Raw genomic sequence first — 23,479 nt, forward strand, 5'->3', positions numbered from 1 at the left:
GCGGGCCGGCCACAGCGACGGAGGTCAGAAGACCCGCTGCACCCAGCCGTACGGGTCGGCCGCCGTGCCCCGCTGGATGTCGACCAGCTGCTGGCGCAGGGCCATGGTGACCTGGCCGGGCTCGCCACCACCGATCAGGAACTCACCGTCCGGGAAGCGGACCCCACCGATCGGGGTGATGACCGCGGCGGTGCCGCAGGCGAACACCTCCCGTAGGCGACCGCTGGCGGCGTCGGCCTGCCAGTCGGCGAAGCTGACCGGCCGCTCCTCGACCCGGTGCCCGGCCGCGCCGGCCAGCGCGAGGACGGCGTCGCGGGTGATGCCCGGCAGGATCGTGCCGGTCAACGGTGGGGTGACCACAGTGCCGTCGTCGTAGACGAAGAAGACGTTCATGCCGCCCAGTTCGTCGACGAACCGGCGCTCCACCGCGTCCAGGAAGACGACCTGGTCGCAGCCGGCCTCGATGGCCTCCGCCTGCGCCGCCAACGACGCGGCATAGTTGCCGCCGCACTTGGCCGCGCCGGTGCCACCGGGCGCGGCCCGGGTGTAGTCCGGAGAGACCCAGACGGTGACCGGCTTCACGCCACCGCTGAAGTACGCACCGACCGGTGAGGCGATCACCATGTAGAGGTACTCGTTGGCCGGGCGGACGCCGAGGAAGACCTCGCTGGCGAACATGAACGGCCGCAGGTAGAGGCTGCCGTCCTCGCCGGTGGGGATCCACTCACGGTCGATCTCGATCAGCTTGTGCAACGAGTCGACGAACACCTCCGGCGGCAGCACCGGCATCGCCATCCGCTGCGCGGAGGTGGCGAAACGGGCGGCGTTGGCGTCCGGCCGGAACATCGTCACACCACCGTCGGCCGTGCGGTACGCCTTGAGCCCTTCGAAGATCTCCTGCGCGTAGTGCAGCACCGCGCTGGCCGGGTCCATCGGGATCGGGCCCCGCGCCTCCACCCGGGCGTCGTACCAGCCCTTGCCGTCGGCGTAGCGGACGGTGACCATGTGGTCGGTGAAGACCCGGCCGAACCCGGGGTTGACCAGGAGGGCGGCCCGATCGGCGGCGGATACCGGCGCGGCATTCGGACGGATCTCGAAGTCGAGCTTGTCACCACCGCTCATCGCGCTGACCTCCCTGCGGAACAACGGCATGCGGGACCGCACACCGAGATGGTTGTGCCAGAAACCTACCCCGAACGGTCGTTCAGCGGGTAGCGCCGGTCGGGCCGGACGGACGGCACCGGGCGGACCGGCGCCGGGCCGGTCGCCGGGCGGGCCGGGACGGTCAGGCTACGGCGTGGGCGGCGAGCCGGTCGCCGACCTCTTCGGTACGCAGCGGTACGCCCGGAACCCGGTTGGCCAGCTCGGCGGCGACCGCCGCGTTGACCCGGGCGGCGGACTCGGCGTGCCCGAGCTGATCCAGCAGCAACGCGGCGGAGAGCACGGCGGCGACCGGGTCGGCGATGCCCTGACCGGCGATGTCCGGCGCCGAGCCGTGCACCGGCTCGAACATCGAGGGGTACGCCCCCTCGGGGTTGATGCAGCCGCTGGCAGCCAGCCCGATGCCGCCGGTGACGGCCGCGGCGATGTCGGTGAGGATGTCGCCGAAGAGGTTGTCGGTGACCACCACGTCGTAGCGCTGCGGCTGGGTGACGAGGAACATGGCCGCCGCGTCGACGTGCTGGTATTCGGTGGCGACATCCGGGTGCTCGGCGGCGACGGCGTCGAACGTGCGCGCCCAGAGCGACCCGGCGTGGGTGAGCACGTTGGTCTTGTGCACGAGGGTGACCTTGCGCCGCTCCCGGCGGCCGGCGCGGGCGAACGCGTCGCGGATCACCCGTTCCACGCCGTGGCGGGTGTTCAGGCTCTCCTCGGTGGCGATTTCGGCCGGAGTGTCCCGGTGCAGGGAGCCACCGGCACCGGCGTAGAGCCCCTCGGTGCCCTCGCGCACCACCACGAGGTCGACCTCGCCCGGCTTCACGTTGCCCAGCGGACCGGTGACCCCGGGCCAGAGCCGGGACGGGCGCAGGTTGACGTACTGGTCGAAGGCGAAACGGAGCTTGAGCAGCAGCCCCCGCTCCAGCACCCCCGGCGGGACCGTCGGGTCACCGACCGCGCCGAGCAGGATCGCGTCGTGCCCGGCCAACTCGGCCAGCACCGAGTCGGGCAGCACCTCACCGGTACGGTGCCAGCGGGCGGCACCGAGGTCGTACTCGGTGGCCTGCACGTCGGGCAGCACCGCGTCGAGAACCTTGCGGGCCTGCGCGACCACCTCAGGCCCGATGCCGTCCCCGGCCACCACCGCGATCCGCGCCACGACCGCACTCCTCTGCTCAACGGTTCCGTCTGCGCAACGGTACGTCGCCGTCCCGCCTCCCGGTACGCAGCGTCCATGATTTGGGACGCGGGAATGCACAGCACCCTCTCAGCTGAGACTCATGGAGCGATCATCTCCGCTGCGTACGGTAGTGCTCAGTGGGTCGCGGGGGCCCGCTGACCAACGGGGTCGCGATGATGCGGCACCACGTGCGAGGGGGCAGATGCGATGCGCATCGACGAACAGCCACGGACCCGCTGGCCGGACCCGTCCGCGTTCCGCCACCGCCGGCCGGACCTCCGACTCGGCAGCCGCCGGCACCGGATCGACCCGGCCGGCGCCACCGAGGGCCGGATCGCGGTGCAGCACACCGTCCGCACCGCGACCGCCGAGTACACCCTGCTGCTCAACGCGCCCGAGTGGCTCGGCCGCCGGGGCGTGGGCGAGGCGCTGCGGGACAGCGTCGCCGAACTGCGCGCCATCGACCTCACCTACGGCCCCAACCGACCGGAGAGCCTGGTGTCCCGGCTGCGTCGGGGCGAGATCAGCCCCGAGTCGTACCCGCCGCTGGCCGACCTGGTGGACCGCTGCGCCGCGATGCGCGCCGCCACCGACGGGTGGTTCGACGCCTGGGCGGTGCCCGGCGGCTTCGACCCGGGCGGCCTGCTCGGCGGTTGGGCGGTGGAACGCGCCGCGGAGCGGCTGCGCGCCGCCGGCATCCACGACTACGCCGTCCTCGCCGGCGCCGACCTCGTCGTCCGGGGCCGCGCGCCGCACGGAGGGCCCTGGCGGGTCGCCGTGCACCACCCGACCGCACCCGAGCGCGCGCCGCTGGTGCTGGAGATGACCGCTGGCGCCATCGGCACCTCCGGCGTGACCGGACGGCAGGGGCACGTGGTGGACCCGCACACCGGCGAGCCGGCCGAGAACCTCGCCGCCGCCACCGTCGTGGGCCCCGACCTGGCGGTCGCCGACGCCTACGCCACGGCGCTCTACGCCGCCGGCCCCACCGGCCTGGCCTGGTTCCGGGGAAACTCCGACTATCGCGCGCTCTTCGCCCACCGTCGCTGAGCTGGTCGGGCACGCGATCGGCCCCCACGGTCTCGGCAACGACCATGGGGGCCGGTCAGCGACGAGTGCGCGTGGCTCGCACAACCGAGGGGTGCGGACCGGTCGGGCCGGACGTCGACCGCGCCACCCGAAGACGGGCCGGCGCCTCGAACTCGGCCAGTGACCGCAGTGCGTACGCTAGCGAATCGACGCAACTCGACGCAAGAGTCTCCACACCGGACCGTCGGCACCGGAGACTGCGACAATCGGTGGTTGACCGGCGGCGAGGCAATTTCGACATGGTGAACGGCGGATGGCACGCTGTCCGCCGTGAGTTTCGATCTGAGCGTGTGGGCCCTGGAGGACGGGGCGACGCCCGAGGACGTGCGGACAGCGGTCGACGGTTGCCGACAGGGACGGCACGTGGACCGCTACCCCGACCCACGGGTGGTCAGCTTCTACCGGGCGATCACGGCGTCCTATCCGGACCGTCACCCCGGCCCGGACAGCCCCTGGGCGGTGGCGCCGCTGCACGCGGCCCACGACCACGTCGAGTTGAACCTGCACCCGACCTGCGCGGACCAGGTGCTCCTGGACATCGAGCGGTTGGCCGGCGAACACGGGCTGATGCTCTTCGACCCGCAGGACGGCTCGGTCTACCCGCCCCCGGCACGACTGCCCGGCTGACCCGACCAGCGGCAGTAGACGGGAAATGACGAGGGGCCCGGCGAATCGCCAGGCCCCCCACAGTGCTTGTCGGCTGTTACTCGTCGCGCAGGTCGGCGGCGCTGGCCGCGGTGGCACCGATCGACTCGGCGGCCGAGGTGAGCAGGTCGGCGCCGAGCGCCTGGTCGACGGTGAGCGTCATCAGCGTCTCGCCGCCCGCCTCCCGACGCGCCACCTGCATGGCCGCGATGTTGATGCCCGACTCGCCGAGCAGGGTACCGACGGTGCCGACCACACCGGGCCGGTCGGCGTAGCGCAGGAAGAGCAGGATGCCCTCCGCGCCGATCTCCACGTCGAAGCCGTCCACCTCGGTCAGCTTCAGCACGTCGCGAGCGCCGGACTGGGTGACGGTGCCGGAGACACTCACCGTCCGGCCGTCCGGCAGCGCGCCGCGCACCGTGACCAGGGTCGGCTGATCGGCCGTCTCGGCCAGGGTGGCCAGGGTGACCTCGACGCCACGCTCGGCGGCCAGGTGCGGGGCGTTGACGTAGGTGACCTGCTCCTCGACCACGGAGCTGAACAGGCCCTTCGTGGCGGCGAGCTTGAGCACCGACACCTCGTGGCTGACGATCTCACCGCGAACCTCGACAGTGACGCTGGCGGCGACCCCGCCGGCGACAGCGGTGAACGCCCGGCCGAGCTTCTCCGCCAGCGGCAGCAGCGGCCGAACGTCCTCGGCGACCACCCCGCCGGCCTGCACGTTGACCGCGTCCGGGACGAACTCGCCCTGCAACGCCAGCTTCACGCTCTTGGCCACCGCGAGACCGGCCTTGTCCTGCGCCTCGTGGGTGGAGGCGCCCAGGTGCGGGGTGGCCACCACGTTGTCGAAGGCGAACAGCGGCGACGAGGTGCACGGCTCCTTGCTGTACACGTCGACACCGGCGCCGGCGACCCGACCCTCGGCGATCGCGTCCGCGAGCGCCTGCTCGTCGACCAGCCCACCACGGGCGGCGTTGACGATGCGGACGCCGGGCTTGACGATCGCCAGCTCCTTCTCACCGATCAGGCCCACCGTCTCCGGCGTCTTCGGCAGGTGGATGGAGATGAAGTCGCTCTCCCGCAGCAGCTCCTCCAGCCCCACCAGGCGGACGCCGAGCTGCGCCGCGCGGGCCGGCTGGATGTACGGGTCGTACGCGATCAGCCGGGTGCCGAACGCGGCGATGCGCTGGGCGAAGAGCACGCCGATGCGGCCGAGCCCGACCACGCCGACGGTCTTGCCCTGCACCTCGACGCCCGTGTACTTGGACCGCTTCCACTCCCCCGCCTTGAGCGCGGCGCTGGCGCTCGCGGTGTTACGCGCCACGGCGAGCAGCAGCGCGACGGCCTGCTCGGCGGCGGAGACGATGTTCGAGGTGGGCGCGTTGACGACCATGACGCCCCGGGCGGTGGCGGCCGGCACCTCGACGTTGTCCAGACCGACGCCCGCGCGGGCGACCACCTTGAGGCGCGGCGCCGCGGCGATGGCCTCGGCGTCGATCTGGGTCGCGCTGCGCACGATGACGGCGTCGGCCTCGGAGAGCGCCGAGAGCAGGGCCGGACGGTCGGTGCCGTCGACGTGACGGACGTCGAAGTCGTGGGCGAGCACCTCGATGGCGGCGGGGGCGAGTTCTTCGGCGATCAGTACGACAGGATTCATCGGTCCTCGTAGAGGTCGTGTTTGCGATCGGCCCGGGCGGCCGGGCGCCGCACTGCGCCCTGCGCTGATCCGTGCCGTGGCCGTCAGGTGCCGGCTGCTGCACCTACAGGCGATCGTAGGGGCCTCGCTGGTCGGCGTGTTCCGGTCTTCGGGGTGAGTGCCCTCACACGCCCGGTCGGGCGACGGACATCGGCCGTTCACCGCGTCGACACGGTCGCCCAGGCCGCGTCGGACCCCGGTGGTGTCGGTCACCCGGTCACCGTGGGCGAGCGGTGGCCCACGAACACCGCCGCCCGACGCATCGACGGGCGGCAGCATGCCGAGCAGCCCCGGGGCGGCGCTGGGGAGAGCGCCAGCCCAGGGGCTGCCGGTGGATCGTCGTCCGGCCGGGCCGGACGGTCAGGCGGTCTCGGTGATCGGGCGGTCGACCCAGCTCATCATGCCGCGCAGCTTCTTGCCGGTCTCCTCGATCGGGTGCGCCGCACCCTCGGCCTGCCACTTGGTGAAGTTGGGCCGGCCGGCCTCGTCCTCGGCGACCCACTCGCGGGCGAACTCGCCGGACTGGATCTCACCCAGGATCTTGCGCATCTCGTCCTTGACCCGGGAGTCGATGATGCGCGAGCCACGCGACAGGTCGCCGTACTCGGCGGTGTCGGAGATGCTGTAGCGCATCTTCGCGATGCCGCCCTCGTACATGAGGTCGACGATCAGCTTCAGCTCGTGCAGGCACTCGAAGTAGGCGACCTCCGGGGCGTAGCCGGCCTCGGTGAGCACCTCGAAGCCGGTCTGCACCAGCGCCGAGGCACCGCCGCAGAGCACCGCCTGCTCGCCGAAGAGGTCGGTCTCGGTCTCCTCGGTGAAGGTGGTCTTGATCGCGCCGGCCCGGGTGCCGCCGATCCCCTTGGCGTACGCGAGGGCGAGCGCGAGCGCGTTGCCGCTGGCGTCCTGCTCGACGGCGACGAGACAGGGCACGCCCTTGCCGTCGCTGTACTGGCGGCGGACCAGGTGGCCGGGGCCCTTGGGCGCGACCATCGCCACGTCCACCTCGGCCGGCGGCTTGATCAGGCCGTACCGGATGTTGAAGCCGTGGCCGAAGAAGATCGCCTTGCCGGGGGTGAGGTGCGGGGCGATCGACTCCGCGTAGATCCCGCGCTGGGCGGTGTCCGGTGCGAGCACCATGATCACGTCGGCCTCGGCGGCGGCCTGAGCCGGCGTGACGACCCGCAGGCCCTGCTCCTCAGCCTTGGGACGGCTCTTCGAGCCCTCCGGCAGACCGATCACCACGTCGACGCCGGAGTCACGCAGCGAGAGCGCGTGGGCGTGGCCCTGGCTGCCGTAACCGATGACCGCGACCTTCTTGGCCTGGATCAGGCCGAGGTCGGCATCGTCGTCGTAGTACACCTCAACGCTCATGAGAACTTCCCTTTCGTACGACGGCCGGGGCGGCCCGTCGTGGTCTGTGCGGATGAATTTCCGGGGCGGCCCGCCGGGGCCGACCGGCGGCGGGTCAGGCGGCCCGCAGCGCGGGACCGGCGGTGATCGAACGCGAGCCGCGCCCGATGGCCACCAGCCCGGACTGGACCATTTCCTTGATGCCGAAGGACTCGAGGTCGCGCAGGAGCGCGTCGAGCTTGTCCGGGGTGCCGGTGGCCTCGATGGTCAGCGTGTCCGGTGCGACGTCGACCACCCGGGCCCGGAACAGGTTGACGGTCTCCAGCACCTGCGAGCGCGCGGCCCGGTCGGCGCGAACCTTTACCAGCAGCAACTCCCGGGCAACCGAGACCTGCGGATCCAGCTCAACGATCTTGAGCACGTTGACCAGCTTGTTCAGCTGCTTGGTGACCTGCTCCAGCGGGGACGACTCCGCGTTGACCACGATGGTGATCCGGGAGACGTCCGGGTTCTCGGTCTCGCCGACGGCGAGACTGTCGATGTTGAACCCCCGCCGGGAGAACAGGCCGGAGACCCGGGCGAGCACGCCGGGCTTGTTCTCCACCAGCACCGAAAGCGTATGCATAGTCATGATCAGATGTCATCCTCGTCGAAGACCGGGCGGACGCCGCGGGCGAACATGATCTCGTCATTGCTGGTGCCGGCGGCGACCATCGGCCAGACCATCGCGTCCTTGCCGACCACAAAGTCGATCACCACGGGCGCGTCGTTGATCTCCATGGCGGCGGCGATGGTCTTGTCCACGTCAGCGGCGTTCTCGCAGCGCAGCCCGACGCAGCCCAGCGCCTCGGCGAGCTTGACGAAGTCGGGGATGCGGTGCTTGTGGGTGCCGAGCTCGGTGTTGGAGTAACGCTCGTTGTAGAAGAGCGTCTGCCACTGCCGGACCATCCCCAGATTGCCGTTGTTGATCACGGCGATCTTGACCGGGATGCCCTCCAGCGCGCAGGTGGCCAACTCCTGGTTGGTCATCTGGAAGCAGCCGTCACCGTCCACCGCCCAGACCACCGTGTCCGGCTTGCCGACCTTGGCGCCCATCGCCGCCGGCACCGCATAACCCATCGTGCCGAGACCGCCGGAGTTCAACCAGGTGTGCGGCTTCTCGTACGAGATGAACTGCGACGCCCACATCTGGTGCTGACCCACCCCGGCCACGAAGATCGCGTCCGGGCCGACGATCTCGCCCAGTCGCTTGATCACGTACTGCGGGGACAGCGTGCCGTCGGACGGCTCGTCGTAGCCCAGCGGGTAACGGTCGCGCAGGTCGTTCAGCTGCGTCCACCAGTCACCGAGGTCGGCGGTACGCCCCCCCGACCGCTCGGCGCTGACCGCGACGATCAACTCGTCGATGACGTGCTTGGCGTCGCCGACGATCGGCACGTCCACGTGCCGGTTCTTGCCGATCTCCGCCGGGTCGATGTCCGCGTGGACCACAGCCGCGTCCGGGGCGAACGAGTCCAGCTTGCCGGTGACGCGATCGTCGAAACGCGCGCCCAGCGCGACGATCAGATCCGCCTTCTGCAGGCCGTAGACCGCGGCGACGGTGCCGTGCATGCCGGGCATCCCCAGGTGCTGCTGATGCGAGTCGGGGAACGCCCCGAGCGCCATCAACGTGGTGACGACCGGGATGCCGGTCAGCTCGGCCAGCCGACGCAGCCCGTCGGTGGCACCGGCCTTGAGCACGCCGCCGCCGACATAGAGCACCGGCCGTCGGGCGCCAGCCATCAGCCGCGCCGCCTCCCGGATCTGCTTGCCGTGCGGGTGCAGGGTCGGCCGGTAGCCGGGCAGGTCCAGCGTGGGCGGCCAGGAGAAGGTGGTCGGCGCCTGGAGCACGTCCTTGGGGATGTCGACCAGGACCGGGCCGGGTCGCCCGCTGCTGGCCAGGTGGAACGCCTCGGCCAGCACCCGGGGGATCTCCTCGGCGTTCTGCACGAGGAAGTTGTGCTTGGTGATCGGCAGGGTGATGCCCTGGATGTCCGCCTCCTGGAAGGCGTCGGTGCCGATCGACGGGCGGGCCACCTGACCGGTGATCGCGACCATCGCCACCGAGTCCATGTACGCGTCGGCGATCGGGGTGACCAGGTTCGTCGCACCCGGGCCGGAGGTGGCGATGCAGACGCCGACCTTGCCGGTGGCCTGCGCGTAACCGGTCGCCGCGTGCCCCGCGCCCTGCTCGTGCCGCACCAGGATGTGCCGGACCGTCGAGTCGTAGAGCGGGTCGTACGCCGGCAGGATCGCGCCGCCCGGAATGCCGAAGACGACGTCGACGTCGAGCGCCTCAAGGGACCGCACGAGCGAGCCGGCCCCGGAAACCTGGGTCGCGGCGGCGGGCCGTACCGCCGGGGTGGCCGGGGTGGCCGTGCGCGTGCCGGCCTGGTCGACGTCGAGGGTCGGGTCGGCGGCCGCGCGGGCCCGGCGGGCGGTGTGGGCGAGGGTCTCGGGCGTGGGTCTCGTCATGGCGGTTCTGGCCTTCGGCTGGAGTGGCTGGTGGCTAGTCAAGCGATGCGACGCGGGCGCGGCCCGCTTCGCCAGGTTCCGATGGCAATAAAAACGGCCCTCGTGCAGATGCACGGGGCCAGCGCACTCTCGGTGAGGGAGAGTGCGCTCAGGTAAGTACTCGCAGCGACCGGTACGACGACATGCGGCTAAGCCTGACGCATCTCACGCGATGAGTCAACTGATCCCACATGTTGGTTAACGGAGGTCGGCGCGTCGCCCGGCGACGCGCCATCGGCAGACGGGTTGAGCTGCCCGGACCCGCCCGGAGCGGGACGTGGCGCCGGCACCGCGGTGGGACGCGCACCCGGGGACGTGGCCGCCTCCAGCATCGCCTCCAGGTGCTCGGCCGGCACCCCCCAACCGAAGAGCGCGCCCTGGCCGAACCGACAGCCGGCGGCCACCACGGCGGCCAGCTCGGTCGGGGTGGTCACCCCCTCGGCGATCACCTCCAGCCCCAGCTGATGGCCCAGTCGCATGACGATGTCGACCATCGGGGCGAAGGCCGGGCCGTCCTGGTCGACCGGGCGGACCGGTTCGTGCTCGGCGACCAGACTGTGGTCGATCTTGAGGATGTCGATCGGCAGCCGCCGTAGCTGCCCCAGCGACGAGTAGCCGGCCCCGAAGTCGTCCAGCGCGATCCGGACACCGGTCAACCGCAGCGCGGTCAGCCGCCGGATCAGCTCGTCCAGGTCGGTGGCGACCGCGTGCTCGGTGACCTCCAGCACCAGCCGCTGCGGCGGCACGTGGTGGGCGCGCAACGCCTCGGCGACCTGGACCACGTACTCCGGGGCGTGCAGCTCGCGGGGAGAGACGTTGACCGACACCCAGACGTCGTGCCCGTCCGCCAGCCACCGGGAGAGCTGGTAGCAGGCCTGGTGCAGCACCCAGGCGCCGAGCGGAGCGATCATGCCGCACTCCTCGGCGAGCGGGATGAACTCGTCCGGACGGACGTTGCCCAGCTCACTGTGGTGCCAGCGGAGCAACGCCTCGGCGCCGACCGGCCGCACCGACGGCAGCGACGCCACCGGCTGGAAGGCCAACCGCAGCTCGTCGCGCTCGATGGCCCCGCGCAGCTCGTGCTCCACCGTCGTCCGCCGGCGCAGCAGCTTGTCGTACGCGGCGTCGTACCGCTCGATCCGGTTCTTGCCCCGCTGCTTGGCGTAGCGCAACGCCAGGTCGGCGTGCCGCAGCAGCAACTCCACGTCCGGCTCGTCGGCCCAGTCGGCCACCCCGATGCTCACCGACAGGAAGACCGGCCCCTCCGGCTGGTCGTACGGCCGGTTGAGCACCCCGAGGAGCCGCTCGGCGACCCGGTCCGCCTCGACCGACCGGCCCTGCATGAGCACGGCGAACTCGTCGCCACCCAGCCGGGCGGCCACGTCACCGGGGCGCAGGTTGCCGCGCAGCCGCCGGCCCACCTCGGCCAGCACGGCGTCGCCCACGTCGTGGCCCCGCATGTCGTTGACGTTCTTGAAGCCGTCCAGGTCGAGGCCGAGCAGCACGCACGGGTTGCGGTCCGCGGCGTTGTGGTGCAGCGCCCGCAGCAGCCCGCGCCGGTTGGCCAACGACGTCAGCGGATCGGTGTGCGCCAACTCCCGGAAGTGCGCCTCCCGCTCGGCCAGGCGGCCCGCGTACCCCCGGACGTCGCGAAGGGTGAGGTACTGCCGCGCCACCAGGGCGAAACCCTCGACGCTGCCGGCCACGATGCCGGCCGCGGTGAACCGGCCGTCCTGGGCGAGGTGGTACATCGCCGAGGCGGCCATCGCCAGCATCGGGGCGATGGCGTACTCGCCGTCGCGACCGACCAGGTCCAGGTCGACCTGCCCCGGCCGGTCCGCCCGGTACAGGGCGAGCGCGACGGTCAGCAGGCCGGCGGCGAGCAGCGACGCGCCGGTCAGCGCCATGGTCGGCCCGGCCTGGCAGAGCCCGGCGCTGAGCCCCAGCCCGCCGCAGCTCACCGCGGTGATGCCGGCGCACAGCGCGGCGAGCCGTCGCCGTGGGGCGGCGGCCCGGAAGACGACGATCACGGCGAGGCCGGCGCCGAGCGCCGCGCTCACCGTGGCCACCAGGATCGCCGGGCAGGCCATCGGGGTGGCGGCACCGAGCAACCGGGTGGGCTCGGAGAAGAGCACCCAACCGACGAACCACAGCGCCGCCGCAATGACCAACCCGTCCAGGGCGAGCCGGGCCGTTCCCGCCGCGGTGGCGGCCACCCCGGGCAGTCGGAGCAGACCGGCGGCGAAGGCCAGCCCGCTCACCGCCGTGCCGATCGCCACCAGCGTCGCCCAACCCGTGCGCTGCCCCTGCTCGTGGGCCCAGTGGTCGTTCGCGCTGAGCGCGGCGACCACCCCGGCCAGGAGGCTGATCAGGGCACCGCCGGCGGCTGCCGCGAGCAGCACGTGCGCCGGTCGACGCGGCCCCGTCCGCCGCCGGGCGACGACGGTCAGCAGCACGACGGCCACCGCGGCGACGAGCCCGCTGAGCGCCGCGACAGCGGCCATGCCCGGTGGAAAATGCACGCCTCCAAGAGTGCCGGATGGGCGCACGTCGTGGGGGGCTGAGTGTGCATCTGTTGGGACACGGCAGATACCCGGGTGGGGCCGCGCGCCGGCGGTGTCATGCTGGTATGCATGCCTGAGCTGCGGTCGAGGACTTCCACACACGGTCGGACGATGGCCGGCGCCCGGGCCCTCTGGCGGGCCACCGGGATGACCGACGACGATTTCGGCAAGCCGATCGTCGCCATCGCCAACAGTTTCACCCAGTTCGTGCCTGGTCACGTACACCTCAAGGACATGGGGGGCCTGGTCGCCGACGCGGTCGCCGAGGCCGGCGGGGTGGGCCGGGAGTTCAACACCATCGCTGTCGACGACGGCATCGCGATGGGCCACGGCGGCATGCTCTACTCGCTGCCCAGCCGCGAGCTGATCGCCGACGCGGTCGAGTACATGGTCAACGCGCACTGCGCGGACGCCCTGGTCTGCATCTCCAACTGCGACAAGATCACCCCCGGGATGCTGCTGGCCGCGTTGCGGCTCAACATCCCCACCGTCTTCGTCTCCGGTGGCCCGATGGAGGCCGGCAAGACGATGGCGATCGAGGGCGTCGTGCACAGCAAGATCGACCTGATCGACGCGATGATCGCCTCCTCGAACGAGGCGGTCACCGACGAGCAGCTCGGCGAGATCGAACGTTCCGCCTGCCCGACCTGCGGCTCCTGCTCCGGCATGTTCACCGCCAACTCGATGAACTGCCTCACCGAGGCGATCGGGCTCGCGCTGCCCGGGAACGGTTCCACGCTGGCCACCCACGCCGCCCGCCGGTCACTCTTCGTCGAGGCCGGCCGGACCGTCGTGGAGATCGCCAAGCGGTGGTACGACGGCGACGACGAGTCGGTGCTGCCGCGCACTGTCGCCTCCAAGGCCGCCTTCGAGAACGCGGTCGCCCTGGACGTGGCGATGGGCGGCTCCACCAACACGGTGCTGCACCTGCTCGCCGCCGCCCGCGAGGCGGAGCTGGACTTCGGCGTCGCCGACATCGACGCGATCTCCCGACGGGTGCCGTGCCTGGCCAAGGTCGCGCCCAACTCCCCGCAGTACCACATGGAGGACGTGCACCGGGCCGGCGGCATCCCGGCGATCCTCGGCGAACTCGACCGGGCCGGGCAGCTCAACCGGGACGTGCACGCCGTGCACTCCCCCTCGCTGGCGCAGTGGCTGACCGACTGGGACGTGCGCGGCGGCTCCCCCACCCCGACCGCTGTCGAGCTGTTCCACGCCGCCCCCGGCGGGGTGCGTACCGTCGAGCCGTTCTCCACCACCAACCGCTGGTCGTCGCTGGACACCGACGCGGCCGGCGGCTGCATCCGGGACCGCGAGCACGCGTACTCCGCCGACGGCGGGCTGGCCATCCTGCACGGCAACCTGGCGCCCGAGGGCAGCGTGGTGAAGACGGCCGGCGTGCCGGACGACTGCCTGACCTTCCGGGGCCCGGCGAAGGTCTACGAGTCGCAGGACGACGCGGTGACAGCGATCCTCGCCAAGCAGGTGGTCGCCGGGGACGTGGTGGTGATCCGGTACGAGGGGCCCAAGGGTGGCCCCGGCATGCAGGAGATGCTCTACCCCACCTCGTTCCTCAAGGGACGCGGCCTGGGTCGCTCCTGCGCGCTGCTCACCGACGGCCGTTTCTCCGGTGGCACCTCCGGGCTCTCCATCGGGCACGTCTCCCCCGAGGCGGCCTCCGGCGGGATGATCGCCCTGGTCCGCGACGGCGACGAGATCGTCATCGACATCCCGAGCCGGTCGATCTCCCTCAACGTGCCGGAGGACGAGTTGGAGGCACGCCGGGTGGCCGAGGAGAAGCGCGACAGGCCGTACACGCCGACCGACCGGCAGCGCCCGGTGTCGGCGGCGCTGCGCGCGTACGCCTCGATGGCCACCTCGGCCAGCGACGGCGCCTACCGTCGCGTCCCGGAGTAACCGACCGCCAGCCCGACAACCCTCAGTCCATCGGGGCGTCGCGCGGGTCGGGAACATCGTCGAGGAGGCGTACGCCGTCGTCGTGGCGGTGCACGCGTCGGTGCGGCCAACCGCCTCCGGCAGTCGCCACTGCCGGTCCAGCCACAGCGACGGCAGGTCGGCCTCGTCCACCACCGCGGCGACGGTGGTCGGTCGACAAAGGCGGTGCCTCGAATAGACGGGGTGGGCTAGCGTGTCGACGGTCTACTGGGGATCACCCCAGATTCCTACGGGGGAAGGTCGCTACGTGTCAGTTTGGAAGAAGCCCACGCTGGTGGCGGTCTCGGCGCTCAGCGCGTTCGCGATCTCCGCCTGCGGCGTGACGTCCGGCGAGTCCGAAGCGCCGAAGCAGCCAACCGTCCTGCAACTGCTGGCCAGTGATCTCAAGGGGTCCCTGCAGAAGGCCGTCGACACCACCAACAAGACCGACTCGGTGACCGTGACGATGACGGGCACGATGGGCGGCGAGAAGATCTCGATGCGGGGTGTCCTGGACCTGGGTGACCCGCTCAAGGCCGACATGACAATGACCGACGCGAAGGGAACCACGACCACCGTCCGGATGATCGGTGCCGTGGTCTTCACCGAGATTCCGGAGGAGGGCCGCGCGCGTACGGGTGGGAAGCGCTGGATGAAGATGGACCTGTCGGGTCTGGGCGAGCTGACGGGCACGGGCTTCACCAAGCAGTTCGAGAACGCCGACCCGGTCAAGCAGGTCAAGACGCTGCTCGCCATCGAGGGCACGACGGTCGTGGGGCAGGAGACGGTGAGCGGGGTGCCAACTGTGCACTACACCGTCACCACTCCGGTGGCGACCTACCTCGCCCAGATCGACGCCGCGCGTCGGGACGTCACCGAGCAGGCGCTGGCCGCGCAGGGCGTCAAGGAACTGAAGATCGACCTGTGGGTCGACGAGCAGTACCGGCCGCGCCGGGCCGGCCTGGCGATGGGCGCGATGGGCGACATGGTGATCGACTACACCGACTACGACAAGGCGGTGACCATCGAGTCGCCGCCGCCAGCGGAGACCGCCGACTTCGCCGAGATGCTCAAGGGTCTGCAGGACCTGACCACGACCTGATCGGATCTTGGAGCACTGCCTGACTGGCATGACCGACACGGGATCAGTGATATCGGGGTAACGCGTGGACGCGGATACCGCGTGTTCAAGGATCCCGTGTCGATCATGGCTGGGGTCAGTCAGGAATCACCAGGTCAGGACGGCGCCCACGGTCCGCTGACGAACCGGCCGTCGCCGACGAACGGACTGACGTTGGGCAGGCACCCGCCCAGGTCGATGGTCTGGGTCATCATGACCGGGCCCGGCTCGCCCAGAGCGCCGCACTTCATGTGGGCGAAGCCCAGGAAGTGGCCGAACTCGTGATTGATCACGCCCGCGTGGTACTCCTCGATGGTGACCGGGTACCCCGGCGAACCCTGGAGCCAGCGCCGCAGATTGATCATGATCGTCTTGCCGTACTTGCAGGAGTAGACCCCCTCGGTGTCGACGCCGCTGGCGCCGCAGAGTCGGTCCACCGTCCGGGGTGTCGCGAGCCGCACGTCGACGTCGGCCTTCGAGGTGCCGACCCGCTGGAAGGACCACGACGCCCGGCTCAGGTTCACGGCTTTGTTGGTGACCGGGTGCTGCGCCGAGGTGGCCCACCCGTTCGGTGCCGCCAACACCTGCTCGATGCTCTCGGCGAACCGGTCCGGTTTCCAGGCGGGGATGTCACCCCAGGCGATGCCCTTCTCCACCGAGACGCTGTAGCGCACCCGCTTCTTGCCGCTGCCGATCACGCGACCGGTGCCGGCGGCCCTGGTGAAGGTGCCGGCGGCTCTGGTGGGAATCTCCTCGTCGGTTGGGATCTCCGGGGTCGGGCTGGAGACGGGACTCTGCTCCGCGCTGCCGGCAGCCGGGCCGGAACGTGGGACTTCGGCCTGCCCGGAAGCCCGCGCCGACAGGCCACACGCGGCGGTCGCCAGCACCATCGCCAACGAGATCGGTACGAGCATCCGTCCGCTGATCCGCACGGTGAGAACCTCCAGAGTCGATCACGGTCAGGTGAGGAACGCTGGAAGGCTAGGTGACCAGGAGTAAGGAAAACGTCAGGACGATCGGCGTCGACAGCCCGCGGTGCGGTGGCGGACGAGCGAGGTCAGTTGGCCGCCACGACGTGGTCGATCACCAGGTGGGCGGCACCGGTGATGCCGACGTCCTGGCTGGTGGCGACCCGCTCGATGAGCAGGGTCTGGGTGGCCAACGGCAGGCACCGCTCGTAGAGGGTGGCCCGCATGCTGGCCAGCAGCGGTTCGCAGTCGGCGAGTCGGCCGCCGATGGCGACCACCTGCGGGTTGAAGAAGTTGACCACGACGGCCAGGATCTCGCCGATGGCCCGGCCGGCCTGCCGGGCGAGCGCTGTCGCGTGCCGGTCGCCGTCGTCGATCAGGCGGATCACACCGGTCAGGTCGGAGACCGTCACGCCCTGCTCGCGTAGCGCGGTGACCAGGGCCGCGCCGCTGGCCACGGCCTCCAGGCAACCGGCGTTGCCGCAGCTGCACAGCGGCGCGGGATCGGCCACCACCCGGCAGTGGCTGATGTCGCCGGCCGACCCCTGCGCGCCCCGGTGCAGCCGTCCACTGGAGATGACACCGGAGCCGATCCCGGTGCCGGCCTTGATGTAGACGGCATGGTCCAGTTCGGAGTGTGCGGTGCGGTGCGCGCCGAGCGCCATCAGATTGGCGTCGTTGTCCACGATGATCGGCACGTCGACCCGGCCGGCGCAGAACGCGGCGACGTCGAAGCCGTTCCAGCCGGGCATCCGGGACGGGCTGACGATCCGGCCGGTGGCGTGCTGCACCGGGCCGGGAATGCCGATGCCGAGACCTCGCAGCGCGCCCGGGTCGCCGTCCGCCGTCGAGGCTGACGACACGGGACCGGCGGACGTCGGGTCACCGGGCGTGGCGGCCAGCGCCGCGACCTCGGCCAGCAGCGAACCGAGCACCTGCTCCGGGCCCTCCTCGATGCGGACCGGCAGGGTGCGTGCCTGGACCACCCGCCCGGAGAGGTCCAGCGTGCCGACGCGCGCGTGGTGCGCGCCGAGGTCGATGGCGCCGACCACGGCGCCGCCGGTGGGCACGGCGAGCTGGCGCGGCCGGCGTCCGCCTCGGGACCGCCCGGCGCCGGTCTCCTCCAGCAACCCCTGGTTGATCAATGCCTCGACCCGCTGGGAGACCGTCGACGGAGACAGCCCGGAGAGCCGGGACAGGTCGGCACGACTGACTGCCGCTCCGGTGGCCACCCAGCGCAGCAGCTCCCGAGGGCCGCCCCGGAGGGCTTCGCGTGGCGCGTCGTCAATCGTCACGTCAGGTTCTTAGCATCCACAGTTTGTTCAAGCAACTGGTTGACTTAGTTTCCTGGCTACCTTTAGATGGCGCTGTTGGTTCGATATGAAGCCGACTTGATTCGGTAGTCGAAGAAAGTGGGGCCGTCTGGTGGCACCGGGGACGACGGGTGCGGACCGACCGATGGTGTCGGTACGCGGCCTGCACAAGTGGTTCGGCCCGCTGCACGTGCTCAAGGACATCGACCTCACGGTGGCCGCCGGCGAGGTGGTCGTCGTGGTGGGGCCGTCCGGCTCCGGCAAGTCGACCCTGTGCCGCTGCCTCAACCGGCTGGAGACGGCCGGGCAGGGCAGCATCGAGATCGACGGTGAACCGCTGCCGGCCGAGGGTCGGGCGCTGGCCCGGTTGCGCGCCGACGTCGGCATGGTCTTCCAGTCCTTCAACCTCTTCGGGCACAAGACGGTGCTGGACAACGTCACCCTCGGCCCCACCCGGGTCCGCAGGATCGCCCGTCCCGAGGCGCGGCAGCAGGCCATGGCCCTGCTGGAACGCGTCGGGATCGCCGACAAGGCGAACCACCACCCGGCCCAACTCTCCGGTGGGCAGCAGCAGCGGGCCGCGATCGCCCGGGCGCTGGCCATGCAACCGAAGGTGCTGCTCTTCGACGAGCCGACCTCGGCCCTGGACCCGGAGATGGTCAACGAGGTGCTCGACGTGATGGTCTCCCTCGCCAAGGAGGGGATGACCATGATCGTGGTCACCCACGAGATGGGCTTCGCCCGTCGCGCCGCCGACCGGGTCGTCTTCATGGACGACGGCCGCATCGTCGAATCCGGCGCCCCCGACGAATTCTTCGCAGCTCCGCGCACCGAGCGGGCCCGCGACTTCCTTTCCAAGATCCTCCAGCACTAGCCCCCAACGGGAGGGTGTCATGTCAATCCTCAAGAAGAGCTTCACCCGGCGGCGCTCGCTCGCCCTCACCGCGACCGCCGTGGCGGTGGCCCTCGTCGCCACCGGCTGCGGCGGTGACGGCGACAGCAGCGCCCCGAAGCTGCCCGGCGACGCCGGCCTCGGTGGCGACGGCGTGGTCGCCCAGTCGGTGTACGACGCCGCTCCGGTCGCCAGCGACGCGGACATCCCGGCCGGCTCGACCATGGACGCGATCCGCAAGCGCGGCTACCTGAACATCGGCGGTTCCCTGGACGCGCCGCTGCTCGCCCAGCAGAACCCGGTCAGCGGCACCATCGAGGGCTTCGACGCCGACATGGCGAAGCTGCTGGCGAAGTACATCATCGGCAAGCCCGAGGTGAAGACGACGACCATCGGCACCCAGACCCGCGAGGCCATGCTTCAGGCCAAGTCGGTCGACGCCGTCTTCCAGACGTACACGATCACCCCGCAACGGGCCACCCAGGTCGCCTTCGCCGGGCCGTACCTCACCTCCGGCCTCGCCGTCGGGGTTCGCAAGGACGACACCTCCATCAAGAGCGTCAAGGACCTCGCCGGCAAGACCGTGATCGTCGGGGCGAACACCCCCGCCGTCACCGCGCTGCCGTCGGCCGCGCCCGGCTCGAAGCAGATCGCCTTCGGCACCGACCCGCAGGCGCTGCAGGCCCTGCTGCAGAAGCGCGGCGACGCGTACGTGCAGGACTTCACGCTGCTCGCATCGGGTGCCAAGGCCAACCCGGGGATGAAGGTGGTGGGCGAGCCCTTCACCACCGAGGCGTACGGCATCGGCCTCAACCGGGAGGACACGCAGTTCAAGGAGTTCGTCAACAACTGGCTGAAGAAGATCCAGGCCGACGGCACGTGGGCGAAGGTCTGGGAGGGCACCCTCGGCTCGGTGGTCGAGGGCGGGGCACCCACCCCGCCGGCCCTCGGTTCCGTCGACGGCTCCTGAGCAGTCTCTCGTACCGATGGAAGCCCTCACCGCCCACCTGAGCCAGCTGGGCCACGGCTTGGTCACGACGGTCGAACTGACCGTCGTGACCACCGTCGGCGCGATGCTGCTGGGCATCGTCGTGGCCACCCTGCGGATCGCCCCCGTGCCGCTGCTGCGCGCCATCGGCACCGCGTACGTCGAGGTGTTCCAGAACCTGCCGCTGCTGGCGCTGCTGGTGCTCTTCGTGTTCGCGCTGCCGACCATCGGCATCACGTTCCCGCTGTTCACCTCCGCCGCGATCGTCATCGCGGTGTACGAGGGGGCGTACCTGGCCGAGGCGATCCGCGCCGGGATCAACACCGTCGGTGTGGGCCAGGCCGAGGCGGCCCGTGCCATCGGGCTCACCTTCGGCCAGTCCCTGCGGCACGTCATCCTGCCGCAGGGACTCCGGGCGGTGATCCAGCCGATCGGCAACATCTGCATCGCGCTGCTCATGAACACCTCGCTGGCCGCCGCCGTCGGCGTGGTCGAGCTGACCCAGGCGGCCAACAACGTGAACCTGGTCGAGGCCCAACCGATCGCCGTCTTCACCGGCGCCGGCCTCGCCTACATGCTGCTGGCGCTGATCATCGGTCAGGTCACCGGCCTGCTCGAACGAAGGCTGGCGATCGTCCGATGAACAAGACCCAACAGATCCTCTTCGACGAACCCGGCCCCCGCGCCCAACGGCGGATCCGGATCGCCACCGTGCTGGGCGCCGTCGGGCTGGCCGGTGCCCTGGCCGCGGCCGTCTACCAGTTCGCCAGCCACGGCGAACTGGCCGCCGACCGGTGGGAGCCGTTCACCACCTGGCCGATCTGGCGGTACCTGCTCAACGGCCTGTGGGCGACGCTGCGCGCCGCCGCCGCGACCGCGGTGCTCAGTGCCGCGCTCGGGCTGATCCTGGCGCTCGGCCGGCTGTCGACGCACCGACCGCTGCGCTGGCTGGCCGGGGCGTACGTGGAGATCTTCCGGACCGTACCCACCCTGCTGCTGATCTACGTGACGCTGTTCGCGCTGCCGCAGTACGGCCTGAACTTCCCGCTGTTCTGGAAGCTCGTGGTGCCGCTGGTGGTATCCAACTCGGCGGCGTTCGCCGAGATCTTCCGGTCCGGCATCCTGGCGCTGGACCGGGGACAGACCGAGGCCGGCCTCGCGGTCGGGCTACGCCGCGGGCAGGTGATGGCGCTGGTCGTCCTGCCACAGGCGTTGCTCCAGCTCGCCCCGTCCCTGGTCAGCCAGCTGGTCGGGCTGCTCAAGGACACCTCGCTCGGCTTCGTGGTCAGCTACACCGAGCTGCTCTACAGCGGGCAGGTGCTCGCCTCGTACACCCATTTGCTGATCCAGACGTTCCTGGTGGTGGCGCTGATCTACCTCGTGGTCAACGCCTCGCTGTCGAAGTTCGCCCGCGTACTCCAGGCCCGCAACGGCCGCTTCGGCGGCCGACGCGGACGGCGGACCGCTGAGCTGCCCCCGCCACTTCTCGAAGGGAACACTCCCCGGTGACCATCTTCCGCTACGCCGAACTGGCCCGGGTCGTGCGCAACGGCTTCGTCGAGAGCCGGCACTACGGCAGCGTCGTCGTGCTCGCCCCGGACGGGACAGTCGCCCTCGCCGCCGGCGTACCCGACGAGCCGGTCCTCCCCCGCTCCACCCTCAAGCCGGTGCAGGCGCTGGCCTGCCGGGTCGCGGCGGGCGACGAGCTGACCGGCCCGGCGCTGGCGCTCGCCGCCGGCAGCCACACCGGCGACGACCGGCACGTCGAGGTGGTCCGGGCGATGCTGGCCGGGGCCGGCCTGACCGAGGACGCGCTCGGCTGCCCGCAGGACTGGCCGGAGGACGAACCAACCCGGGACCGGCTGATCCGCGTCGGCGGGCAGCGCGAGCGGATCCGGATGAACTGCTCCGGCAAGCACGCCGCGATGCTCGTCGCCGCCGTCGCACGGTCCTGGAGCACCCACGACTACCTCGACCCGGACCACCCGATCCAGCGGGAGACCGCCGCCGCCGTCGCCCGGCTCGCTGGCACGCCGATCGCGCACCACGCTGTCGACGGCTGCGGCGCACCGCTGTTCGGGCTGCCGCTGACCGGCCTGGCCCGCACCTTCCAGGCCCTGGTCACCGCGCCCACCGGCAGTGACGAGGCACTGGTCGCGCAGGCCATGCGCCAACACCCGGAGTACGTCGGCGGCTGGCACGGCCACCCCAACACCGACCTGATGCGGGCGCTGCCCGGCGTCCTCGCCAAGGGCGGAGCCGAGGGTGTGCTCGGGGTGGCCGCACCGGACGGTCACGCCGTCGCGGTGAAGGTGGTCGACGGATCACCCCGCGCCACCACCGCGATCGCCCTCGCCGCCCTCGACGCCGTTGGCGTACCGGTGGGCGGGGCCGACGCGCTGCGCCAGGTGCCGGTGCTCGGCGGCGGCGCACCGGTCGGCGCCGTCACGGCCGTCATCGACTGGACCACCGCACCGTCTCGGACCGAAGCGGCACCGCCACGCACGGAAAAGGAAGAATCATGAGCACATTCGAGATCTGCATCGACAGCGTCGAGGGGGCGGTCGCCGCTGAGGAGGCCGGCGCCGACCGGGTGGAGCTGTGCTCCGCGCTCTTCGACGGCGGGCTGACCCCCAGCCTGGGCACCATCGAGACGACACTGCGCGCCGTCAACCGGATCCGGGTACACGTGATCGTCCGCCCCCGGGCCGGCGACTTCATCTACTCGCCGTTCGAGATCGAGGCGATGGAGCGGGACGTCCGGGCCGCGGTGGCGGCCGGCGCGCACGGCATCGTGATCGGCGCGCTGACCGCCGAGGGTGACGTCGACGTGCCGACCACCCGCCGGCTGATCGCCGCCGCCGGTGACGCCAGCATCACCTTCCACCGGGCGTTCGACATGACCCGCGACCCGCACGCGGCGCTGGAGCAGCTGATCGAGCTGGGCGTCCACCGGGTGCTCACTTCCGGCCAGGAAGTCAGCGTGCTGGAGGGTGCCCCGCTCATCGCCGACCTGGTGCGCCGGGCCGCCGGCCGGATCATCGTCATGCCGGGCGGTGGCATCACCCCACGCAACATCGCCCGGATCGTCGAGGCGACCGGCGCCGACGAGTACCACTTCGCGGCCCTGGTCAGCTCGGACAGCCCGGCCGTGCACCGCAACCCGGCGCCACTGATGGGTGGCAGCCTGAACCGGCCCGAGTACGAGCGCTCGGGCACCTCCGGCGCGCTGGTCGGCCAGGTGCTCGCCGCAGCCCGCGCCTGACCGCCTACTGCTACTGACGAGCGGTGGTCCCGGGGGACGTTCAAGTCCCTCCGTGACCACCGCTCGCGCCGTGGTGGAGCCGGTCATTCGGGCTACACCGGTCACCCGGTGGCGAGGTTGATGGCGACGCCGACCGGAATGGACGCCGCCAGCCCTGCGACCAGCCACCACAGCTGCTCCCGCCTGGCCTTTCGCTGTGCCGACTGGAGCCCGCCCTGGATCTGGCTCAGGGTGTTCGCCACCATCGTCAGGTCCTTGGCACGACCGGCCTGCTCGCTGGTGAGGGAACGCCGCAGCACGGAGCGGCGAACCCGGCTCGTCGTCGACAACGTCAGCTGATGCCGACGAACCCGACGCGACGCGAAGACCGTCGACCCCGGGTCCCCGAAGTCGTCGCCGGTGCCGCCATCGTCCGGATCCTCCTCGGCCTCGGGCCCGCGGAAGTAGCCGATCGGGAACAGGCGTGACCACAGCCGCGTCCAGCGGTCCTTCCACCAGAGACCACCGCCAGCGCCGAGCAGAACGAGGTTCACGACGATCGCGCCGATCGCCCACCTGTCGGTGACGAAGAAGCCGACGGCACCGACGGGGACAGCCGCCAGGATGAGTGCCTTCGCCGCCGCGGTGCCGCTGATCCCCTGCATGCCCGCCATTGAACCGGCCCCGCCCGGCCGACAGGGGCCCTGTTATCCGGAAGGCGACAGCAATGTCCTCGCGGGACAGTTCATCGTCCGACCGGAAAGTGCGCCAGGCACAGAGC

At 71.3% G+C, this 23,479-nt stretch carries 20 protein-coding genes; 10 read left to right on the forward strand and 10 right to left on the reverse strand.

The window, feature by feature from the left end; all coding sequences use genetic code 11:
- Positions 1-24 precede the first annotated feature (24 nt).
- Positions 25-1,122, reverse strand: a complete 1,098-nt coding sequence (locus AB0C03_RS04165) for a branched-chain amino acid aminotransferase (RefSeq protein ID WP_030337242.1) — start codon at positions 1,120-1,122, stop codon at positions 25-27.
- A 163-nt stretch (positions 1,123-1,285) separates the two neighbouring features.
- Positions 1,286-2,317 (reverse strand): 3-isopropylmalate dehydrogenase, encoded by a 1,032-nt coding sequence (locus tag AB0C03_RS04170; RefSeq protein WP_030337240.1) that lies wholly within the window; start codon positions 2,315-2,317, stop codon positions 1,286-1,288.
- A 228-nt stretch (positions 2,318-2,545) separates the two neighbouring features.
- On the opposite strand from AB0C03_RS04170, the gene AB0C03_RS04175 reads away from it, so the two are divergent.
- Together AB0C03_RS04175 and AB0C03_RS04180 are read left to right on the forward strand one after the other, a co-directional pair.
- Complete coding sequence (locus AB0C03_RS04175; protein ID WP_030337239.1) at positions 2,546-3,388, forward strand: FAD:protein FMN transferase; 843 nt, start codon at positions 2,546-2,548, stop codon at positions 3,386-3,388.
- Positions 3,389-3,697: 309 nt separating this feature from the next.
- Positions 3,698-4,054, forward strand: coding sequence for a hypothetical protein (locus AB0C03_RS04180; protein WP_030337238.1), 357 nt, complete (start codon positions 3,698-3,700; stop codon positions 4,052-4,054).
- Positions 4,055-4,130: 76 nt separating this feature from the next.
- Here the strand turns inward: AB0C03_RS04180 and serA are convergent, their stop codons facing one another.
- The 5 genes from serA to AB0C03_RS04205 form a co-directional block, all read right to left on the reverse strand.
- Positions 4,131-5,729 (reverse strand): phosphoglycerate dehydrogenase, encoded by a 1,599-nt coding sequence (gene serA, locus AB0C03_RS04185; protein ID WP_030337236.1) that lies wholly within the window; start codon positions 5,727-5,729, stop codon positions 4,131-4,133.
- Between the two features lie 399 nt (positions 5,730-6,128).
- Complete coding sequence (gene ilvC / locus AB0C03_RS04190) at positions 6,129-7,142, reverse strand: ketol-acid reductoisomerase (protein ID WP_030337234.1); 1,014 nt, start codon at positions 7,140-7,142, stop codon at positions 6,129-6,131.
- Positions 7,143-7,236: 94 nt separating this feature from the next.
- Complete coding sequence (ilvN, locus tag AB0C03_RS04195) at positions 7,237-7,752, reverse strand: acetolactate synthase small subunit (protein ID WP_030337232.1); 516 nt, start codon at positions 7,750-7,752, stop codon at positions 7,237-7,239.
- Between the two features lie 2 nt (positions 7,753-7,754).
- Entirely contained in the window at positions 7,755-9,635 is a 1,881-nt protein-coding gene (locus AB0C03_RS04200; protein WP_030337230.1) for an acetolactate synthase large subunit, read from the reverse strand.
- A 188-nt stretch (positions 9,636-9,823) separates the two neighbouring features.
- Positions 9,824-12,178 carry a putative bifunctional diguanylate cyclase/phosphodiesterase gene (locus AB0C03_RS04205; protein WP_030337228.1) on the reverse strand — a complete coding sequence of 785 codons (2,355 nt, stop codon included), beginning with the start codon at positions 12,176-12,178 and terminating at the stop codon, positions 9,824-9,826.
- A gap of 129 nt (positions 12,179-12,307) precedes the next feature.
- Between AB0C03_RS04205 and ilvD the strand changes: the two genes are divergently transcribed.
- Entirely contained in the window at positions 12,308-14,155 is a 1,848-nt protein-coding gene (gene ilvD, locus AB0C03_RS04210) for a dihydroxy-acid dehydratase (protein ID WP_030337227.1), read from the forward strand.
- A gap of 286 nt (positions 14,156-14,441) precedes the next feature.
- A complete protein-coding gene (locus tag AB0C03_RS04215; protein ID WP_030337225.1) occupies positions 14,442-15,275 on the forward strand; it encodes an SCO4651 family lipoprotein in 834 nt (277 codons plus the stop codon).
- A gap of 134 nt (positions 15,276-15,409) precedes the next feature.
- On the opposite strand, the gene AB0C03_RS04220 is transcribed toward AB0C03_RS04215, so the two are convergent.
- Positions 15,410-16,225, reverse strand: a complete 816-nt coding sequence (locus AB0C03_RS04220) for a DUF3152 domain-containing protein (protein ID WP_156057945.1) — start codon at positions 16,223-16,225, stop codon at positions 15,410-15,412.
- A 125-nt stretch (positions 16,226-16,350) separates the two neighbouring features.
- Complete coding sequence (locus tag AB0C03_RS04225) at positions 16,351-17,556, reverse strand: ROK family transcriptional regulator (RefSeq protein ID WP_210858355.1); 1,206 nt, start codon at positions 17,554-17,556, stop codon at positions 16,351-16,353.
- A gap of 163 nt (positions 17,557-17,719) precedes the next feature.
- Between AB0C03_RS04225 and AB0C03_RS04230 the strand changes: the two genes are divergently transcribed.
- Genes AB0C03_RS04230 through AB0C03_RS04255 form a run of 6 tightly spaced genes read left to right on the forward strand, consistent with a single transcriptional unit; the run spans position 17,720 to position 22,719 of the window.
- Positions 17,720-18,448: an amino acid ABC transporter ATP-binding protein gene (locus AB0C03_RS04230; protein ID WP_030337219.1), complete on the forward strand. Its 729-nt coding sequence runs from the start codon at positions 17,720-17,722 to the stop codon at positions 18,446-18,448.
- 19 nt (positions 18,449-18,467) lie between these two features.
- Complete coding sequence (locus AB0C03_RS04235) at positions 18,468-19,436, forward strand: glutamate ABC transporter substrate-binding protein (protein WP_030337218.1); 969 nt, start codon at positions 18,468-18,470, stop codon at positions 19,434-19,436.
- Positions 19,437-19,452: 16 nt separating this feature from the next.
- On the forward strand, positions 19,453-20,097 hold the full coding sequence (locus AB0C03_RS04240; RefSeq protein WP_030337216.1) for an amino acid ABC transporter permease: 645 nt from the start codon (positions 19,453-19,455) through the stop codon (positions 20,095-20,097).
- Entirely contained in the window at positions 20,094-20,963 is an 870-nt protein-coding gene (locus AB0C03_RS04245; protein WP_051708836.1) for an amino acid ABC transporter permease, read from the forward strand. The genes AB0C03_RS04240 and AB0C03_RS04245 overlap by 4 nt, the downstream gene beginning before the upstream one ends.
- Positions 20,960-21,979 (forward strand): asparaginase, encoded by a 1,020-nt coding sequence (locus AB0C03_RS04250; protein WP_357634088.1) that lies wholly within the window; start codon positions 20,960-20,962, stop codon positions 21,977-21,979. Before AB0C03_RS04245 ends, AB0C03_RS04250 begins: the two co-directional genes overlap by 4 nt.
- Entirely contained in the window at positions 21,976-22,719 is a 744-nt protein-coding gene (locus AB0C03_RS04255; protein ID WP_357634092.1) for a copper homeostasis protein CutC, read from the forward strand. Before AB0C03_RS04250 ends, AB0C03_RS04255 begins: the two co-directional genes overlap by 4 nt.
- Positions 22,720-22,820: 101 nt before the next feature.
- On the opposite strand, the gene AB0C03_RS04260 is transcribed toward AB0C03_RS04255, so the two are convergent.
- Positions 22,821-23,363: a hypothetical protein gene (locus AB0C03_RS04260; RefSeq protein WP_210860092.1), complete on the reverse strand. Its 543-nt coding sequence runs from the start codon at positions 23,361-23,363 to the stop codon at positions 22,821-22,823.
- Positions 23,364-23,479: the final 116 nt, after the last annotated feature.

The sequence above is a fragment of the Micromonospora parva genome, assembly GCF_040649675.1.
Lineage (GTDB): Bacteria > Actinomycetota > Actinomycetes > Mycobacteriales > Micromonosporaceae > Micromonospora > Micromonospora parva.

Excerpts from the sequence above, each read along its gene's own strand:
- AB0C03_RS04165 (WP_030337242.1), bottom strand. The coding sequence starts at position 1,122 with ATGAGCGGTGGTGACAAGCTCGACTTCGAGATCCGTCCGAATGCCGCG.
- AB0C03_RS04175 (WP_030337239.1), top strand. The coding sequence starts at position 2,546 with ATGCGCATCGACGAACAGCCACGGACCCGCTGGCCGGACCCGTCCGCG.
- serA (WP_030337236.1), bottom strand. The coding sequence starts at position 5,729 with ATGAATCCTGTCGTACTGATCGCCGAAGAACTCGCCCCCGCCGCCATC.
- ilvC (WP_030337234.1), bottom strand. The coding sequence starts at position 7,142 with ATGAGCGTTGAGGTGTACTACGACGACGATGCCGACCTCGGCCTGATC.
- ilvN (WP_030337232.1), bottom strand. The coding sequence starts at position 7,752 with ATGACTATGCATACGCTTTCGGTGCTGGTGGAGAACAAGCCCGGCGTG.
- AB0C03_RS04200 (WP_030337230.1), bottom strand. The coding sequence starts at position 9,635 with ATGACGAGACCCACGCCCGAGACCCTCGCCCACACCGCCCGCCGGGCC.
- AB0C03_RS04205 (WP_030337228.1), bottom strand. The coding sequence starts at position 12,178 with ATGGCCGCTGTCGCGGCGCTCAGCGGGCTCGTCGCCGCGGTGGCCGTC.
- ilvD (WP_030337227.1), top strand. The coding sequence starts at position 12,308 with ATGCCTGAGCTGCGGTCGAGGACTTCCACACACGGTCGGACGATGGCC.
- AB0C03_RS04230 (WP_030337219.1), top strand. The coding sequence starts at position 17,720 with ATGGTGTCGGTACGCGGCCTGCACAAGTGGTTCGGCCCGCTGCACGTG.
- AB0C03_RS04235 (WP_030337218.1), top strand. The coding sequence starts at position 18,468 with ATGTCAATCCTCAAGAAGAGCTTCACCCGGCGGCGCTCGCTCGCCCTC.
- AB0C03_RS04240 (WP_030337216.1), top strand. The coding sequence starts at position 19,453 with ATGGAAGCCCTCACCGCCCACCTGAGCCAGCTGGGCCACGGCTTGGTC.
- AB0C03_RS04245 (WP_051708836.1), top strand. The coding sequence starts at position 20,094 with ATGAACAAGACCCAACAGATCCTCTTCGACGAACCCGGCCCCCGCGCC.
- AB0C03_RS04255 (WP_357634092.1), top strand. The coding sequence starts at position 21,976 with ATGAGCACATTCGAGATCTGCATCGACAGCGTCGAGGGGGCGGTCGCC.
- AB0C03_RS04260 (WP_210860092.1), bottom strand. The coding sequence starts at position 23,363 with ATGCAGGGGATCAGCGGCACCGCGGCGGCGAAGGCACTCATCCTGGCG.